Consider the following 15,074-nt stretch of genomic DNA (forward strand, 5'->3'; position numbering starts at 1 on the left):
TGTGAATCAAACGAAAGCCGCGCCATGACCGGCTCATGCTCGTTAATGCTTCCTCTGTTCCCGGAGCGTGTTCGCTTCGGGGTGCGATGGGTTCATCGATCAGGTTCGATCCTGGTTTGCGCCGCACGGCGCTGTGGCGAGCGCGGCGTGCGGGCCGCGTTTCAGTCCGTCGAGCACCGCGTCGGGAATGGCGGCCGGACGGATCGACGCGCGATCCACGGACGCCACGCGAATATCGCCGCTCGCGAGCAGCACGCCGTCGCGCCACGCTTCCTGATGAAAATCCACCGATGCGCGCCCCAGCCGCTCGATACGGCTCACGACACGAATGAGGTCATCCAGACGCGCCGGCGAAGCGTATTCGACCGACGTGCGCCTCACGACGAACACGATGCCGTTCGAATCCGCGACACGCTGCTGGTCGATGCCGCACGCGCGCAGCCATTCGGTGCGCGCCCGCTCGAAGAACTTCAGGTAGTTCGCGTAGAAGACGATGCCGCCGGCGTCGGTGTCCTCGTAATACACCCGAATCGGCCACTCGAAAGTCAACGGATCACTCACCTTTGCGCCGCTCCGCTCGCGCAGAAGCGCTCAAGCGCGTTCCGGCTCGCTTTTTGACAGATATTCATCGGCGGCATTTTACCGGAACCCGAAGCACCACCGCCAAATCCTTAGGCAGATCACCAGATTAATCGCGGTGAATTTGCAACGGTGCGAACGTCTGCGCTATCGGCATCATCTCAATCGCGTTGATATTCACGTGCGCAGGGCGCGTGGCGATCCAGTAGATCGCGTCGGCGATGTCCTCGGGCGTGAGCGCCTGCACGTCCTTGTAGACGGTGCCGGCTTTCGCGTCGTCGCCCTTGAAGCGCACGTTGGAAAATTCGGTGCCGCCTACCAGCCCCGGCTCAATGTCGGTCACGCGCAGCGCGGTGCCGGCGACGTCCGCGCGCAGGTTCAGGCTGAACTGCCGCACGAATGCCTTGGTCGCGCCGTACACGTTGCCGCCGGCATACGGATACGTGCCCGCCACGGATCCCATGTTGAACACGTGCCCGCGATTGCGCTCGACCATGCCCGGCAGGATCGCATGCGTGACGGTCGCGAGACCCGTGCAATTCGTGTCGATCATGCTTTTCCAGTCGTCGAGGTTCGCGCGTTGCGCGGGCTCGAGGCCGAGCGCGAGGCCCGCGTTGTTCACGAGCACGTCGATGTTCGCGAACGCCTCGGGCAGAGAATCGACCGCATTTCTCACGGCGTTCTCGTCGCGCACGTCGAGTTCGACCGGAAGGAGCGCGTCGCCGAGCTCGTTCGACAGCGCGAGAAGGCGGTCCTTTCGGCGCGCGGCGGCGATCACGCGATGCCCGCCTTTCACGAAGGTGCGGGCGACGGCGGCGCCGAATCCGGCAGACGCGCCGGTGACGAAAACGATCATGAGCGGACTCCGAATGAGGTGTGATGGGCAAAGCCGGAGCGCACGCGCGAGCGCGTCCGGCAACGGCGCAAAGGGTACTTCCATTGATGCGGCGCGGCAAGCAATCGCGGGCGCGAACGATCGTGCTCTGAAGCCTTCCGCGAGTGCGTCGAGCGGCCCCGGAAGCCGGTTGCCTAAAGCAGGGCAGCCCATTACACTACAACGCTCAAACCCCGCGTGACTGGCGATAGAATCTTCGGATTCAAGGTGGAGCGACCCACCAGGAAGCGCGGAGCGTCGTTTTGCCGTTCGCCTGGGCAGCTGAGATCCGCACGCCGTTGCTGCGTTGCCGGTGGCTGTCCGTTCCGCGAATTCGGATTCATCCCTCATCCGTCGCGCCTGGACTCCTTCGGTTTCCAGCGTTTTTTGCGTCTGCTTCAAACGTGGCGCACGCGCGATCCGGTCAACCTGTTTTGATCTCACGGAAAACGTATGTTTGACAGAGCCGAAAGTACCCTCGCCAATGTCGATCCCGAATTGCTCAAGGCGATCGAGCAGGAAAACCGCCGCCAGGAAGACCACATCGAGCTGATCGCGTCGGAAAACTACACGTCGCCGGCCGTGATGGCGGCGCAGGGCTCCCAACTCACGAACAAGTACGCCGAAGGCTATCCCGGCAAGCGCTATTACGGCGGCTGCGAGTACGTCGACATCGTCGAGCAGCTCGCGATCGACCGCGTGAAGCAGCTCTTCGGCGCCGAAGCCGCGAACGTCCAGCCGAACTCCGGCTCGCAGGCCAACCAGGGCGTGTTCTTCGCCGTGCTGAAGCCGGGCGACACGATCATGGGCATGAGTCTCGCCGAAGGCGGTCACCTGACGCACGGCTCGCCGGTCAACATGTCGGGCAAGTGGTTCAACGTGGTGAGCTACGGCCTGAACGACGCCGAAGACATCGACTACGACAAGACCGAAGCGCTCGCGAAAGAGCACAAGCCGAAGCTGATCGTCGCGGGCGCGTCGGCGTTCGCGCTGCGCATCGACTTCGAGCGTCTGTCGAAGATCGCGAAGAGCGTCGGCGCGTATTTCATGGTCGACATGGCGCACTACGCGGGCCTCGTGGCCGCGGGGCTTTATCCGAACCCGGTTCCGCATGCGGATTTCGTCACCACGACGACGCACAAGAGCCTGCGCGGCCCGCGTGGCGGCGTCATTCTGATGAAGTCGGAGTTCGAGAAGCCGATCAACTCGGCCATCTTCCCGGGCATTCAGGGCGGGCCGCTCATGCACGTGATCGCCGCCAAGGCCGTCGCGTTCAAGGAAGCGCTCGCGCCGGAGTTCAAGACGTACCAGCAAGGTGTGATCGACAACGCGCGCGTGCTCGCGGAAACGCTCGTGAAGCGCGGTCTGCGTATCGTGTCGGGCCGCACGGAAAGCCACGTGATGCTGGTCGATCTGCGTGCGAAGAAAATCACCGGCAAGGCGGCTGAAGCCGCGCTCGGCGCCGCGCACATCACCGTCAACAAGAATGCGATTCCGAACGATCCGGAAAAGCCCTTCGTCACGAGCGGTGTGCGTCTCGGTTCGCCGGCGATGACCACGCGCGGCTTCGGCGTGAAGGAAGCGGAGATCGTCGGCAATCTGATCGCCGACGTGCTCGACCATCCGGAAGACCAGGCGACCATCGAGCGCGTGCGCACGCAAGTGGCCGATCTGACCAAGCGTTTCCCGGTCTACCGTTAATTCGCGAGCCGAACGCCGATGCGCTGCCCATTCTGCCGACACGAAGATACCCAGGTCGTGGATTCTCGCGTGTCGGAGGATGGCGCGGCCATTCGGCGGCGGCGGCGCTGTCCTGCCTGCGACAAACGTTTCACGACTTATGAGCGCGTCGAGCTGGCGCTGCCGGCCGTCGTCAAGAAAGACGGCAGCCGCACCGAGTTCGACCGGCGCAAGATCGTCGCGAGCATGCAACTGGCGCTGAGAAAGCGCCCGGTCGCAGCCGATGCCATCGATGCCGCCGCGTCGCGCATCGAGTATCAGTTGCTCGGCAGCGGCGAGCGCGAGGTGCAAAGCGAGCGCCTCGGCGAACTCGTGATGAACGAGTTGCGGCAGCTCGATACCATCGCCTACGTGCGTTTCGCTTCCGTCTACAAGCGTTTCGAAGACGTCTCCGAATTCGAAGACGTGCTCGAGGAATTTCGGCGTGCCGCGCCGAAGAAATCGAGTTCGCGCAAGCGCTGATCTTTTTCGCATCGTTTTCCTCCCGAGCCTGAATTTTTCCCGTTCGCTCGCGCAGTGTGCCGGGCTCCGGGCGGCGTGAACACTCGTCCGTTCGGCTAATGGCGGAGCGCATTCCTTCCCGATAGATTGAGCGTTTCGGCTCAACTCGATTGATAAGGCATGCAGATGATCCGCGCTTCAAATCAGGGATTCACGCTCGTCGAACTGTGCGTGGTGCTCGCCGCGATGGCGATTCTCGCGACGTTCGCCGCGCCGTCTTTTTTCGCGTGGCAGACCCGCGATCAGGTCGATGCGCGAGCGCGCGCGCTGTTTTCCACGCTTTCCCTCGGCCGCGCCGAAGCCGTGCGGCGCGGCGCGCGCGTGACGCTCTGCCGGATCGACGCGTCGCGCCATTGCCTTGCAGCGGGACGAAGCTGCGAGAACGGCGTCACCGACTGGTCGTGCGGATGGGCATTGTTCGTCGACCGCGATGGCGCGCCGGCGCTCCTGCGCATGCAGCCGGCAATGACTTCGGTCGCGATAACGGGAACGTCGACGGAGCTGTCGTTCACGCCACCGTCAGGCCAAGTGATCGGCGGATTTCGCAGTTTCGATTTCGCGCCGCGCGGTCCCGGTCCCGCCGCGAATCCGGCGTCGCGCCGGTGCGTCCGGCTTGCGGCAGGCGGGCGGGCGCGCATGACGCAGGGCGCTTGCGGTGCGTCGGCATGAAGCGGGCTCTCTGGAACGCGCAACGCGGCGATTCGCTGATCGAAGTGATGATCGCGCTGTCGCTCACGGCGGTCACCGCGCTCGGAATCCTCGCCATGCAAAGTGCGCTCGCGCGCGGCGAGCGGGCGGCGTTGCTGGGAGAACGTGCGGCGCTCGTCGCCGATTCGATCGCTGAAGGCGTGCGCAGCAATGCGGACCGCGCGACGGTGGTGTCGCAGTGGCAGACGCGGACGGCGTCGATGCTTCCGTCAGGTGAAGTCCTGATAACCGATCGCGCCGATGGCGTGTACGTCGCGACCGTGAGCTGGCGCGCGGAAGACCGGTCCAATCCATGTTCCGAGCCGCAAGCGAAGCCGCTCACGTCATGCGTTGCGGTGGCGTTCGCACGATGATTTCACGGCACTCCACATCGCGCGGTCACACACTCGTGGAAATGACGATCGCGCTCGCGCTCGGCCTGTTGATCGTGACTGCGTCGCTGTCGCTCTATCGCGCACAACGCGCTGCGTTCGAACGGGCCGCCGATGCCGCGCGCATTCACGACGCCGCTTCGACCGCGCTCGACATGCTCGGCCAGCAGATTCAGATGGCGGGATTCGCGTCCGGCCACGATAAAACCGCGAGCGTCGAAGCGCCGGTCTTCGGCTGCGCGCAAGGCCGGGTCATCGGCGCGGAAACGGCCGCATCGTGTGAGGCGCTCACAGGCCGCTCCGACGGCGTGCAACTGCGCTATGCCGCCGATGCCGTGTCGACATGGTCGTCGAGCGCAGGCGTGCCGACGGATTGCATCGGCCAGGCCGTCTCCGATCCGATCGTCACGAATCGCTTCTATGCGAAGGTCAGCGCTTCGACAGGCGAGCCGGAGCTCTACTGCGAAGGCAGCGGAAAACAGGCGCAGCCGATGGTCGAAGGCATCGAACGAATCCGTGTCACGTATTGGCTGACGGGTTCACCGTCCGCGCTCGATGCCTCGGCCGTCGCGCGTGAACGCTGGCGCGAGGCTTACGCCGCCGACATTTGCGTACTTGTGCGCGGCTTCGCGACGCAAGCCAGGCGAAGAACGAACTACGTCGATTGCACCGGCTTGCCCGCTTATGCCGATGACGGCCGCATCCGGCAGGCGTTCTGGCGGCGCGTCGCGATACGCAATGCAGCCGCGACGGTATCCGGAGGCGCGCAATGAAGCGACGCTCGCTTTCCCACGGCGCCACGTTGCCGATCGTGCTGATTCTCGCCGCGATGATGCTGACCACTGCGGGCGCATGGCTGCAGGCGTCGCTCGTGGCGGCGCGCACGACGGTCGCCGCGCGCGAACGCATCCGGGCATTTCATGCGGCGGACGGCGCGCTCATCCGATGCAGCCGGATGCTGTCGTCCGCGATGCCGGCGGCGAGTCCATCGGTGAACGATGAGCCGTCGCGCTGGCGCATGAAGACATCGTTCGAAGGGGCGTCCGCTTTCGCTATCTCACCGTTCAGCGCCTGGCCGTACGCGCGGCGCGCGCCGCAATGCCTGATCGAATCGTGGGCGGGCGCGTCGTATCTCGTTACCGCGCGGGGCTTCGGCGCATCGGCGGATTCCGAAGCATGGCTTCAGCTTCGTATCGACGTGAACGATGGCGCCAGCACGCAACACTGGCGGCGCGTCGTCGCCAAACCGTTTTGAGGCATGGACATGAACGAGCGCAACAAGGAAAGAGCCTTCAGCCTGCTGGAATTGATGATCACGCTCGGCGTCGCAGCGATCATCGCGGCATTCGCGGTACCGATGTATCGAACGCACGTGGTGAAGGCGCATCGGTTCGATGCGGCCTCTGCGCTGATGCGCGCGGTGCAGTTTGTCGAAACGGCGCGTCTCGCGCAGACATCGGAAAGCGGCGAGGGCGTCGCGCTTGTCGCCGGTCTCGACCAGGCGCCTTCGAATGGAACGGCGGTATATCGCATCGCGGTACAGCCAGAATCGCCGACGAATGGCGGCTACGCGATCGAAGCGACGCCCGTCGTCCGCGGCGCGATGGAAGACGACGCATGCGGCGCGTTCGTCATCGACGCGACCGGGCTGCGCTGGAATCATCCGGCAGGCTCCGGCACGCCGCTCGATGCGGCGCAGTCGGCGGCCTGCTGGACGGGGAGGGGCTGAAATGCCGGCGTCAGAACACTGTGGGATCGACGGCGTCGTTGGATGTTTCGGGCGCGGCCGACTTCATCTGCTGATAGATGCGCCAGCCTTCCCATCCGGCGAGCGCGAGACCGCCCCACTTGAGCACGGGCTTCGCGCTGCGCAGCAGCTTTGTTCGCACCGGCTTGGTGAGCATGAGCGAGGCGACCGAACCGATGATCGGATACTGCTTGAGCAGCATGCCCATGTTCCCTGAACCGAGCAGCGCGCCGAGCATGCCGCCGATACCGCCCGGCGACGCGCGGCGCTTGCCCCAGCGGCGCGATCCGCCGCCGCCCGGCATCAGGAAGCGCAGGAAGCTGAAATGCGTGACCGACGCGCGCAGGTCGTACGTGGCTTGCCGCAGTTCCATGCGCTCGACATCCGCGCGCGCAATCAGCAATTCCTTGCGCAGCGCGCGCATGTGCGGCGTACGCAGCTTCTGCGTCTTGTCGCGTTTGGGCGTTCTGAAAGTGTCGTGTTGGCTCATGGGTAGAGTGCGCGCGGAGATTAGCGGAACGTATCGCGGTCTTTGCGGAATTCGTCGAGCGTCTCGTCGAACATGTTCGGCGCGTCGCGCAGGTTGCTGCGCGCACGCAGGCCGCAGGCTATTGCGATCAGCGCATACAGCACCGTGATGCCGCCGAGCGCCTGCCAGCGGTACGTGTCCCAGAAGAAGATGGCGATGAGCACGGTGAGCGAGATGAGCGCCATCATCGCGAGCATCATGGCGGCGAGCCCGAGGAAAAGCACGCCGATGAGCCGCTCTTTCTCCTCCTGCAACTCGATGCCGATGAGTTCAAGGCGCGTCTCGAAGATGGCGAAGGCGGAACTCAAAATTCGTCGCAGCGGTCCGGGAGACGATTGCTGCAGTGGCCGTTCTGTCGTCATGGCTTGAATGCGAGAGGCGCGTTGGTGCCGCCTTTTTATGATTCCGGTCGGCGCGCGAGGCAGCCGGCCGGTGCGAGTGTCGAGCCGCGCGCCCGGGCAGGCGCTCGCGGTTCAGTCCAACGGGGACCGCGACAGCATGCAGCTTAGCAATCTGCGGGCCATCGACTGAGGAACGGCCGAAATAGGCCGATTACTTGCGATTGATCAACAGGCCGATGACCATGCCGATGCCAGCCGCGATGCCGATGGACGCCCACGGATGCTCATGCACATAGTCGTCGGTGGCACGCGCCGCTTTCTTGCCGCGTTCGACCACGACGACCTGCGCGTCCGCTGCTTTTTCTTTCGCTTGCTTGAGACGCGTGAGCGCGGTTTCGCGCAGTTCGGAAGCGCGTTCGCCGGTGGCGGTAGCCGCTTGCTTCAGAAGGTCTTCGGCGTCAGCGAGAACGGTTTTGATATCCGACATGAATCGCTCCTTATTGATTTCTGACATTAAAGGCTCCAATCGGTAAGGCTACGCGAATGGTAACCAAAGATGGGACCGCCGACGAGGAAGCTTAAGTCATGCAACGCCGACTGTCGCAGTTTCCGTTCCAGCCGCGGGAACCCTTGCGACGGCGCGATGCCTCGTCATTGCGTCGACATCGTTGCGGATTGATTCGATCTGACCCGTAAAAGTTTCAGGCGCGCATCGAAAGTTACAAGAACAAAGGGCCGGCACATGTGCCGGCCCTTTCGGTTTAATGAAGCTTGTTCAGAAAAACGCCTGAATGCCCGTCTGCGCGCGCCCGAGAATCAGCGCGTGAATATCGTGCGTGCCTTCGTACGTGTTCACCACTTCGAGATTCACCAGATGACGCGCGACGCCGAACTCGTCGGAGATACCGTTGCCGCCGAGCATGTCACGCGCGAGCCGTGCGATGTCGAGCGCCTTGCCGCACGAGTTGCGTTTCATGATCGACGTGATCTCGACGGCCGCCGTGCCCTCGTCCTTCATGCGGCCGAGACGCAGCACGCCTTGAAGCCCGAGCGTGATTTCGGTCTGCATGTCGGCGAGCTTCTTCTGAATCAGCTGGTTCGCCGCCAGCGGCCGGCCGAATTGCTTGCGATCCAGCGTGTATTGCCGCGCCGTGTGCCAGCAGGCTTCGGCGGCGCCGAGCGCGCCCCATGAAATGCCGTAGCGCGCCGAGTTGAGGCAAGTGAACGGACCTTTGAGACCGCGCACGTCGGGAAGAATGTTTTCTTCGGGGACGAACACTTCGTCCATCACGATTTCGCCGGTGATCGATGCGCGCAGGCCCACCTTGCCGTGAATCGCGGGCGCGGAAAGGCCCTTCCAGCCTTTCTCGAGGATGAAGCCGCGAATCTCGTCCTTGCCGTCTTCCTCCAGCTTCGCCCAGACGACGAACACGTCCGCGATCGGCGAGTTCGAAATCCACATCTTCGTGCCGGACAGCGAGAAGCCGTTCTGCACCTTCTTCGCGCGCGTCGTCATGCTGGCCGGATCGGAGCCGGCGTTCGGCTCGGTCAGGCCAAAGCAGCCGATCCATTCGCCGCGCGCGAGCTTCGGCAGATACTTTTCTTTCTGCGCGTCGCTGCCGAAGGTGTTGATCGGAACCATGACGAGCGACGACTGCACCGACATCATCGACCGATAGCCCGAGTCCACGCGCTCGACTTCGCGCGCGATCAAGCCATAGCAAACATAGTTCAGGCCGGGACCGCCGTATTGCTCGGGGATCGTCGGCCCGAGCAGGCCGAGTTCGCCCATTTCGCGGAAGATCGCCGGATCGGTCTTTTCATCGCGAAACGCCTGCATCACGCGCGGCTGCAGCTTGTCCTGCGCGTAGGCGCGCGCGGCGTCGCGCACCATGCGCTCGTCTTCGGTGAGCTGCTGATCCAGCAAGAGCGGATCTTCCCAGTTGAAACGGGCGGCGTCGGCCATGTGCTATCTCCTGATTTCATCGTGAAGCGCCGTGCGCGGATCGGATTGCGTAATCGGCCGGCGCGCGGGGCGCTTGACATGAGTTCCGCTAAGCGAAACAATGTTTTGCAAATCAGTCCTGAGTCTATCATCCGATGCCGATCGAATCCAACCGAAATTCCGCGCGTCACGTATCGTCGGAGGACATCGACGAGCGCAAGTTCGTGGTCGCGCTCGCGCGTGGGCTCGACCTGCTGCGCGCGTTCCGTCCCGGCGAGACGCTGCTCGGCAATCGCGATTTCGTCGACCGGACGGGCTTGCCCAAGGCGACGGTCAATCGTCTCGCCTACACGCTGACGACGCTCGGCTATTTGCGCTTCGACGAACCTGCGGGCAAATACGCCCTCGACACCGGCGTGCTGTCGCTCGGCTTCACATTACTAGCGGGCGCGGACACGCTGGAGCTCGCGCGTCCGCACATGCGCTCGCTGGCGCGGGAGATCGGCGCGGCGGTATCGCTCGGCTGCCGCGACGGGCTCGACATGATTTATCTCGAAACCATTCGCAGCGAGACGGCGCTGACGCTCGGGCTCGCGCCCGGCTCGCGTCTGTCGATGCTCACGAGCTCGATGGGACGCGCGTATCTCGCCGTGCAGGAACCCGCGGCCCGCGACGCGCTTCTGGACGAGCTGGCAAAGACCGAAGACGCGTCGCAGGTGGACGCGGCACGGCGCGCCATCGAAGACTTCAAGCGCGACGGCTGCTGCTACTCGTTCCGCGAATGGCACGACGACGTCAACGCCATCGCCGCGCCGTTCCGCGATCTGCGCAACGGACGCTGGCTCGTGCTGTCGAGCAGCGGGCCGGCGTCGTCGATGGGCGAGGCTTACTTTCGCGAGACCATCGGGCCGAAGCTGAAGGCGCTCGCCGCACGTCTCGCGTAAAACTTCAGAGCACGGTGCGAACGTGCCAGAGCTCCGGAAACAGCACGACATCGAGCATCTTGCGCAAATACGACGCGCCCGCCGTGCCGCCCGTGCCGCCCTTGAAGCCGATGATGCGCTCCACCGTCGTCACGTGCCGGAAGCGCCATTGACGGAACGCGTCTTCCAGATCGACGAGCTCTTCCGCCATTTCGTACAGATCCCAGTGTTGCGACGGATCGCGATACACCGCGAGCCACGCCGCTTCGACGGATGGATCGTGCGTCGTCGGCTGCGTCCAGTCGCGGTCGAGCCGCTGCGGGTCGATATCGAAACCGCGGCGCGCGAGCAGACGAATCACTTCGTCGTAGAAAGAGGGCGCTTCGAGCGTCTCGCGCACCTGTTCGAGAATCTCCGGCCGGTGCGCGTGCGGCTTCAGCATCTGCTCGTTCTTGTTGCCGAGCATGAACTCGATCTGCCGATACTGATGCGACTGAAATCCCGACGATTGCCCGAGATACGGCCGCATCGCGGTGTACTCCGAGGGCGTCATCGTCGCGAGGACGCTCCACGCCTGCACGAGTTGCTCGAAGATGCGCGACACGCGCGCGAGCATCTTGAACGCGGGCGGCAGTTCGTCACGATGCACCGCCCCGAGCGCCGCGCGCAGTTCGTAGAGCGCGAGCTTCATCCATAGCTCGCTCGTCTGATGCTGCACGATGAACAGCATCTCGTTGTGATCCGGCGACAGAGGATGCTGCGCGTTGAGGATCGAGTCGAGGCCGAGATAATCGCCGTAGCTCATCGAATCGGAGAAATCGAGCTTGGCGCCGTGCCAGTCTTTCTCTTCGATGTTCGCGCCGTGGCCGAAAGGGCAGCCTTGCGTATTGCTCATGATCGACATTCCTCTCAGGTCACCGATGCGCGTTCGGCGAATTCGGGCGCGCGCCAGCTTTCGGTCGCGAGCACGTCGCGCAGGATTTCGACGGCGTCCCATACATCGGCGAAGCGTGTATAGAGCGGCGTGAAGCCGAAGCGCAGAATGCGCGGCTCGCGATAATCGCCGATCACGCCGCGCGCGATCAGCGCCTGCATCACCTCATAGCCGTGCGGATGCTCGAAGCTCACCTGCGAGCCGCGCTGCGCATGATCGCGCGGCGTCGCGAGCGAGAGCGGGAATTCGCCGCAACGCGCTTCGACCAGCTTGATGAACAGATCGCCCAACGCCAGCGACTTCCGGCGCAGCGACTGCATGTCGGTTTGCAGGAAAACGTCGAGGCCGCATTCGACGAGCGACATCGACACGATCGGCTGCGTGCCGCAGAGAAAGCGCCCGACGCCGTCGTCCGGACGATACACCGGGTCCATCTCGAACGGTTTCTTGTGGCCCCACCAGCCCGAGAGCGGCTGCGAGAACGCATTCTGGTGACGCTTCGGCACCCACACGAACGCGGGCGAGCCCGGACCGCCGTTCAGATACTTGTACGTGCAGCCGACCGCGTAATCCGCACCGACGCCGTTGAGATCGACCTGCACCGCGCCCGCCGAATGCGCGAGATCCCAGACGGCGAGCGCGCCCGCGCGATGAATCGTCTGCGTGAGCGCGGCCATGTCGTGCATGTAGCCGGTGCGATAGTTGACGTGCGTGATCATCGCGATCGCGGTGGTTTCGTCGATGGCGGTTTGCAACTCGGACGGATCGTCGACGAGACGCAGCTCGTAGCCGCGATCCAGTTGCTCGATCAAGCCCTGCGCGATGTACAGATCGGTCGGAAAGTTCGAACGTTCGGAGACGATCACGCGGCGCTTCGGATCGCGCTCGTTCGCGAGCTTGAGCGCCGCCGACAGAATCTTGAAGAGGTTCGCGGAGATCGTGTCGGTGACGACGACTTCATCCTCTCCCGCGCCGATCAAGGAGCCAAGCTTGTTGCCGAGGCGTTTCGGCAGCGCGAACCAGCCCGCCGTGTTCCAGCTTCGGATCAGGCCTTCGCCCCATTCGGCGGCGATCACGTGGGCGGCACGCGCGGCGGCGGCCTTCGGCGGCACGCCGAGAGAATTGCCGTCGAGATAGATCACGCCGTCCGCGAGCGCGAACTGGTCGCGCAGCGCGCGCAGGGCATCGTCGCGGTCGAGCGACACGGCTTCGTCACGATGTTTCATCGAAAAGTCCATATAGTTGGAGATCGTCAGGAAAGCGGACGCAGGACGGCGCGAACCGGGCTCGCATCGAGCGTCGAGAATTTCAGCGGCAGCGCGATCAGCTCGTAATCGCCGGGTGCGACGGCATCGAGCACGAGACCTTCGAGAATCGCCATGCCGTGCGCGCGGATGCGTCGGTGCGCGTCCATCGTTTTCGAGTGTTGCGGGTCGAGCGACGGCGTATCGATGCCGATGAGCTTCACGCCTTTTTCCGCCAGCAAGTCGATGGTTTCAGGCGCGACCGCCGTGAAGTTGCTGTCCCACGCGTCGAGCGGCGCGTTCGTGTAAGTGCGCAGCAGGATGCGCGCAGGCGCGTCGCAGAGAAAATCAGCGATGTGCGCGGGCGTCACGAGCGGCGACGCGCCGATGCAATGCACGACGCGGCACGCACCGAGGTACGTATCGAGCGCGACTTCGCCGATCGGCGCGCCGTGCTCGTCGTAGTGAAGCGGCGCGTCGGCGTGCGCGCCCGTGTGCGGCGAGAGCGTGAGCCGCGCGACGTTGACGGGCGAGCCCGCCTCCATGCGCCACACCCGCTCGATGCCGACGCGCGTGTCGCCGGGCCAGACGGGCGTCGCGGTATCAATCGGCGGTGAAATGTCGAAAAGTGTCATGACGCGCCCTAGCAGAAAGCGTGGAGATGCGTCAAATCATAGTCGTGTCATCTCGAAAAGTGCTTGCGAAATAACCACCCAAAACTGTCGCGCTTAGAACATAATTCGATGAAACGGGCTAGGGGACTCAAAAATGACCGGCTTCACGCTCGATGCAACAGATTGCCGAATTCTGGCGGTACTGCAGGAAGATGGACGGATCAGCAACCTGGACCTGGCGGAGCGCATTTCGCTCTCGCCGTCGGCGTGCTTGCGCCGGATGAGGCTGCTGGAAGAGGAAGGGGTGATCGCGAGCTATCGCGCGTGCCTCGACCGCGAGCGGCTCGGCATCGAACTTGAGGCGTTCGTCCACGTCTCGATGCGCAACGACCAGGAAAACTGGCACGAGAAGTTCGCCGCCGCCGTGCGCGAATGGCCGGAAGTGGTCGGCGCGTTTGTCGTCACGGGCGACACGCACTACGTGCTGCGGGTGCTCGCGCACAACCTCAAGCACTATTCGGATTTCATTCTCTCGAAGCTGTACAAGGCGCCCGGCGTCATCGACATCCGCTCGAACATCGTGCTTCAGACGATGAAAGACGATGCGGGCGTACCCGTCGCGCTGATCGAGCAGCCGGGGCGCGGCCACATCGCGTAAGTCATTCGAGCGGTCGGAGCGTGTGAAAGGCGCCGGCCTGGAAGACGAGCGGCGCGACGTCGCTCGCGTCTTCGCGCACGCCGCAGCGTTCCACTTCACCGACGAAGATCACGTGATCGCCTTCGTCGTAGCGGCTGCGGTTGTGGCATTCGAACCATGCGAGCGCGCCGTCGAGCACGGGCATGCCGGTATCGCCCGCCGCGTGCGAGACGCCGGCGAAGCGGTCGCCCTTCACGGTCGCGAAACGCTTGCACAATTCTAGTTGCGACGACGCCAGCACGTTCACCACGTAATGACTATTTGCACGAAAAACCGGCATCGACGCAGATTTCGTCGCGAGACTCCAGAGCACGAGCGGCGGATTCAGCGACACCGAATTGAACGAACTCGCGGTGATGCCGATGAGCTGGCCGGATTCGGTGCGCGTCGTGATGACCGTGACGCCGGTCGCAAACTGGCCGAGCGCGGCGCGAAACGCGGTGGGATCGAAGTTCGGGGATTTGGCGCGTTTCATTTGGCAGAGTGTGCTACCGAGCCGGCCGCGCGTCGCGCTTCAGTCGGAAGGACCTTTTCAGAAGTCATGTAAAAGCGGGAAATTAGTTTCGATTCTATCGGAATCGGCTGCCGGTAGCCGCCAAACGCCAGCAATTCACCAGCAATCGAGAGGGCTTCGGCGCGAGTCGGCCAAACCCAGTAAGCTCGGATTCATCGCGTGCGCGTCGCGGAAATTGAAAAAATCGATGCGCGCATCCATATGCATGATCCGCGGCGTGGCCGCAAGCACTTGACGAGGAGTTGCGCCTTATGACTCAAACTGGCCAGGAGAAATTCGAAACCGCGACGCTCGGCGGTGGATGTTTCTGGTGTACCGAAGCCGTGTTTCTCGCGGTGCAGGGCGTGGAGTCGGTCGAATCGGGCTATGCGGGCGGCAAGGTCGTCGATCCTTCCTACGAGCAGGTCTGTGAAGGCGATACCGGTCACGCCGAAGTGGTGAAGGTCGTATTCGATCCCTCGGTCATCAGCTATCGCGAGGTGCTCGAGATTTTCTTCGCGACGCACGATCCGACGCAGCTCAACCGGCAGGGGAACGATGTCGGCACACAGTATCGCTCGGCCGTGTTCACGCATTCCGACGAGCAGCGCAAGACGGCGCTCGAAGTCATCGACGAATTGCAGCGCGAGGATATCTACGGCGGCAAGATCGTCACGCAAGTCGTGCCGCTTGATAACGACTACTATCCCGCCGAGGCATATCACCAGAACTACTTCGCGCAGCATCCGAATCAGGGCTATTGCGCGGCGGTCGTCGGGCCGAAGGTCGCGAAGTTCCGCAAGAAGTTCGTGCATCGGCTGAAGGCGTGATGCG

The 15,074-nt window shown here is 63.7% G+C and carries 20 protein-coding genes and 1 riboswitch; of the genes, 10 read left to right on the forward strand and 10 right to left on the reverse strand.

Translation table 11 applies throughout. The features are described from left to right. Window positions 1-99 precede the first annotated feature (99 nt). A complete protein-coding gene (gene ybgC / locus AWB75_RS02830) occupies window positions 100-561 on the reverse strand; it encodes a tol-pal system-associated acyl-CoA thioesterase (RefSeq protein WP_061122557.1) in 462 nt (153 codons plus the stop codon). A 127-nt stretch (window positions 562-688) separates the two neighbouring features. Next, window positions 689-1,435, reverse strand: a complete 747-nt coding sequence (ydfG, locus tag AWB75_RS02835) for a bifunctional NADP-dependent 3-hydroxy acid dehydrogenase/3-hydroxypropionate dehydrogenase YdfG (RefSeq protein ID WP_061122558.1) — start codon at window positions 1,433-1,435, stop codon at window positions 689-691. 206 nt (window positions 1,436-1,641) lie between these two features. Then, a riboswitch (ZMP/ZTP riboswitch) is annotated at window positions 1,642-1,740 on the forward strand. A gap of 166 nt (window positions 1,741-1,906) precedes the next feature. Between ydfG and glyA the strand changes: the two genes are divergently transcribed. The 7 genes from glyA to AWB75_RS02870 all read left to right on the forward strand — a co-directional run bounded on the left by glyA (window position 1,907) and on the right by AWB75_RS02870 (window position 6,502). Continuing rightward, on the forward strand, window positions 1,907-3,154 hold the full coding sequence (gene glyA / locus AWB75_RS02840; RefSeq protein WP_061122559.1) for a serine hydroxymethyltransferase: 1,248 nt from the start codon (window positions 1,907-1,909) through the stop codon (window positions 3,152-3,154). A gap of 18 nt (window positions 3,155-3,172) precedes the next feature. Further along, a complete protein-coding gene (gene nrdR / locus AWB75_RS02845) occupies window positions 3,173-3,655 on the forward strand; it encodes a transcriptional regulator NrdR (RefSeq protein WP_061122560.1) in 483 nt (160 codons plus the stop codon). 159 nt (window positions 3,656-3,814) lie between these two features. Further along, complete coding sequence (locus AWB75_RS02850; protein WP_061122561.1) at window positions 3,815-4,363, forward strand: GspH/FimT family pseudopilin; 549 nt, start codon at window positions 3,815-3,817, stop codon at window positions 4,361-4,363. After that, window positions 4,360-4,755 (forward strand): type IV pilus modification PilV family protein, encoded by a 396-nt coding sequence (locus AWB75_RS02855; protein ID WP_061122562.1) that lies wholly within the window; start codon window positions 4,360-4,362, stop codon window positions 4,753-4,755. Before AWB75_RS02850 ends, AWB75_RS02855 begins: the two co-directional genes overlap by 4 nt. Continuing rightward, window positions 4,752-5,546: a PilW family protein gene (locus tag AWB75_RS02860; RefSeq protein ID WP_061122563.1), complete on the forward strand. Its 795-nt coding sequence runs from the start codon at window positions 4,752-4,754 to the stop codon at window positions 5,544-5,546. The genes AWB75_RS02855 and AWB75_RS02860 overlap by 4 nt, the downstream gene beginning before the upstream one ends. Continuing rightward, window positions 5,543-6,028: a pilus assembly PilX family protein gene (locus AWB75_RS02865; RefSeq protein WP_061122564.1), complete on the forward strand. Its 486-nt coding sequence runs from the start codon at window positions 5,543-5,545 to the stop codon at window positions 6,026-6,028. The genes AWB75_RS02860 and AWB75_RS02865 overlap by 4 nt, the downstream gene beginning before the upstream one ends. Window positions 6,029-6,037: 9 nt before the next feature. Beyond that, complete coding sequence (locus AWB75_RS02870) at window positions 6,038-6,502, forward strand: type IV pilin protein (RefSeq protein ID WP_061122741.1); 465 nt, start codon at window positions 6,038-6,040, stop codon at window positions 6,500-6,502. A gap of 10 nt (window positions 6,503-6,512) precedes the next feature. Here the strand turns inward: AWB75_RS02870 and AWB75_RS02875 are convergent, their stop codons facing one another. From AWB75_RS02875 to AWB75_RS02890, 4 genes are all read right to left on the reverse strand, one after another. Continuing rightward, window positions 6,513-7,010, reverse strand: coding sequence for a DUF3318 domain-containing protein (locus AWB75_RS02875; RefSeq protein ID WP_061122565.1), 498 nt, complete (start codon window positions 7,008-7,010; stop codon window positions 6,513-6,515). Window positions 7,011-7,030: 20 nt separating this feature from the next. Further along, window positions 7,031-7,411, reverse strand: coding sequence for a phage holin family protein (locus tag AWB75_RS02880; RefSeq protein ID WP_061122566.1), 381 nt, complete (start codon window positions 7,409-7,411; stop codon window positions 7,031-7,033). Window positions 7,412-7,601: 190 nt separating this feature from the next. Next, window positions 7,602-7,904, reverse strand: coding sequence for a DUF883 family protein (locus AWB75_RS02885; RefSeq protein WP_061122567.1), 303 nt, complete (start codon window positions 7,902-7,904; stop codon window positions 7,602-7,604). A 261-nt stretch (window positions 7,905-8,165) separates the two neighbouring features. Further along, complete coding sequence (locus tag AWB75_RS02890) at window positions 8,166-9,356, reverse strand: acyl-CoA dehydrogenase (protein ID WP_061122568.1); 1,191 nt, start codon at window positions 9,354-9,356, stop codon at window positions 8,166-8,168. A gap of 134 nt (window positions 9,357-9,490) precedes the next feature. On the opposite strand from AWB75_RS02890, the gene AWB75_RS02895 reads away from it, so the two are divergent. Beyond that, window positions 9,491-10,279 (forward strand): IclR family transcriptional regulator, encoded by a 789-nt coding sequence (locus AWB75_RS02895; RefSeq protein ID WP_061122569.1) that lies wholly within the window; start codon window positions 9,491-9,493, stop codon window positions 10,277-10,279. Window positions 10,280-10,283: 4 nt separating this feature from the next. On the opposite strand, the gene kynA is transcribed toward AWB75_RS02895, so the two are convergent. From kynA to kynB, 3 genes are read right to left on the reverse strand one after another with little or no spacing between them, the layout of a single operon-like run. Further along, complete coding sequence (kynA, locus tag AWB75_RS02900) at window positions 10,284-11,153, reverse strand: tryptophan 2,3-dioxygenase (protein WP_061122743.1); 870 nt, start codon at window positions 11,151-11,153, stop codon at window positions 10,284-10,286. Window positions 11,154-11,167: 14 nt separating this feature from the next. After that, complete coding sequence (gene kynU, locus AWB75_RS02905; protein ID WP_061122742.1) at window positions 11,168-12,418, reverse strand: kynureninase; 1,251 nt, start codon at window positions 12,416-12,418, stop codon at window positions 11,168-11,170. A gap of 26 nt (window positions 12,419-12,444) precedes the next feature. Beyond that, window positions 12,445-13,071, reverse strand: a complete 627-nt coding sequence (gene kynB, locus AWB75_RS02910; RefSeq protein ID WP_061122570.1) for an arylformamidase — start codon at window positions 13,069-13,071, stop codon at window positions 12,445-12,447. A 133-nt stretch (window positions 13,072-13,204) separates the two neighbouring features. Between kynB and AWB75_RS02915 the strand changes: the two genes are divergently transcribed. Beyond that, window positions 13,205-13,708: an Lrp/AsnC family transcriptional regulator gene (locus tag AWB75_RS02915; protein WP_061122571.1), complete on the forward strand. Its 504-nt coding sequence runs from the start codon at window positions 13,205-13,207 to the stop codon at window positions 13,706-13,708. 1 nt (window position 13,709) lies between these two features. Here the strand turns inward: AWB75_RS02915 and AWB75_RS02920 are convergent, their stop codons facing one another. Then, window positions 13,710-14,222 carry a flavin reductase family protein gene (locus AWB75_RS02920; RefSeq protein ID WP_061122572.1) on the reverse strand — a complete coding sequence of 171 codons (513 nt, stop codon included), beginning with the start codon at window positions 14,220-14,222 and terminating at the stop codon, window positions 13,710-13,712. A 290-nt stretch (window positions 14,223-14,512) separates the two neighbouring features. Between AWB75_RS02920 and msrA the strand changes: the two genes are divergently transcribed. Continuing rightward, a complete protein-coding gene (msrA, locus tag AWB75_RS02925; RefSeq protein WP_061122573.1) occupies window positions 14,513-15,070 on the forward strand; it encodes a peptide-methionine (S)-S-oxide reductase MsrA in 558 nt (185 codons plus the stop codon). The last annotated feature ends 4 nt before the right edge of the window (window positions 15,071-15,074 follow it).

The organism is Caballeronia catudaia, assembly GCF_001544755.2.
In the GTDB taxonomy this organism is placed as follows: Bacteria; Pseudomonadota; Gammaproteobacteria; order Burkholderiales; family Burkholderiaceae; genus Caballeronia; species Caballeronia catudaia.

Bases quoted from the DNA above. Each gene is read 5' to 3' on its own strand.
- ydfG (WP_061122558.1), bottom strand. From the start codon at position 1,435: ATGATCGTTTTCGTCACCGGCGCGTCTGCCGGATTCGGCGCCGCCGTC.
- glyA (WP_061122559.1), top strand. From the start codon at position 1,907: ATGTTTGACAGAGCCGAAAGTACCCTCGCCAATGTCGATCCCGAATTG.
- nrdR (WP_061122560.1), top strand. From the start codon at position 3,173: ATGCGCTGCCCATTCTGCCGACACGAAGATACCCAGGTCGTGGATTCT.
- AWB75_RS02850 (WP_061122561.1), top strand. From the start codon at position 3,815: ATGCAGATGATCCGCGCTTCAAATCAGGGATTCACGCTCGTCGAACTG.
- AWB75_RS02855 (WP_061122562.1), top strand. From the start codon at position 4,360: ATGAAGCGGGCTCTCTGGAACGCGCAACGCGGCGATTCGCTGATCGAA.
- AWB75_RS02860 (WP_061122563.1), top strand. From the start codon at position 4,752: ATGATTTCACGGCACTCCACATCGCGCGGTCACACACTCGTGGAAATG.
- AWB75_RS02865 (WP_061122564.1), top strand. From the start codon at position 5,543: ATGAAGCGACGCTCGCTTTCCCACGGCGCCACGTTGCCGATCGTGCTG.
- AWB75_RS02870 (WP_061122741.1), top strand. From the start codon at position 6,038: ATGAACGAGCGCAACAAGGAAAGAGCCTTCAGCCTGCTGGAATTGATG.
- AWB75_RS02875 (WP_061122565.1), bottom strand. From the start codon at position 7,010: ATGAGCCAACACGACACTTTCAGAACGCCCAAACGCGACAAGACGCAG.
- AWB75_RS02880 (WP_061122566.1), bottom strand. From the start codon at position 7,411: ATGACGACAGAACGGCCACTGCAGCAATCGTCTCCCGGACCGCTGCGA.
- AWB75_RS02885 (WP_061122567.1), bottom strand. From the start codon at position 7,904: ATGTCAGAAATCAATAAGGAGCGATTCATGTCGGATATCAAAACCGTT.
- AWB75_RS02890 (WP_061122568.1), bottom strand. From the start codon at position 9,356: ATGGCCGACGCCGCCCGTTTCAACTGGGAAGATCCGCTCTTGCTGGAT.
- AWB75_RS02895 (WP_061122569.1), top strand. From the start codon at position 9,491: ATGCCGATCGAATCCAACCGAAATTCCGCGCGTCACGTATCGTCGGAG.
- kynA (WP_061122743.1), bottom strand. From the start codon at position 11,153: ATGAGCAATACGCAAGGCTGCCCTTTCGGCCACGGCGCGAACATCGAA.
- kynU (WP_061122742.1), bottom strand. From the start codon at position 12,418: ATGAAACATCGTGACGAAGCCGTGTCGCTCGACCGCGACGATGCCCTG.
- kynB (WP_061122570.1), bottom strand. From the start codon at position 13,071: ATGACACTTTTCGACATTTCACCGCCGATTGATACCGCGACGCCCGTC.
- AWB75_RS02915 (WP_061122571.1), top strand. From the start codon at position 13,205: ATGACCGGCTTCACGCTCGATGCAACAGATTGCCGAATTCTGGCGGTA.
- AWB75_RS02920 (WP_061122572.1), bottom strand. From the start codon at position 14,222: ATGAAACGCGCCAAATCCCCGAACTTCGATCCCACCGCGTTTCGCGCC.
- msrA (WP_061122573.1), top strand. From the start codon at position 14,513: ATGACTCAAACTGGCCAGGAGAAATTCGAAACCGCGACGCTCGGCGGT.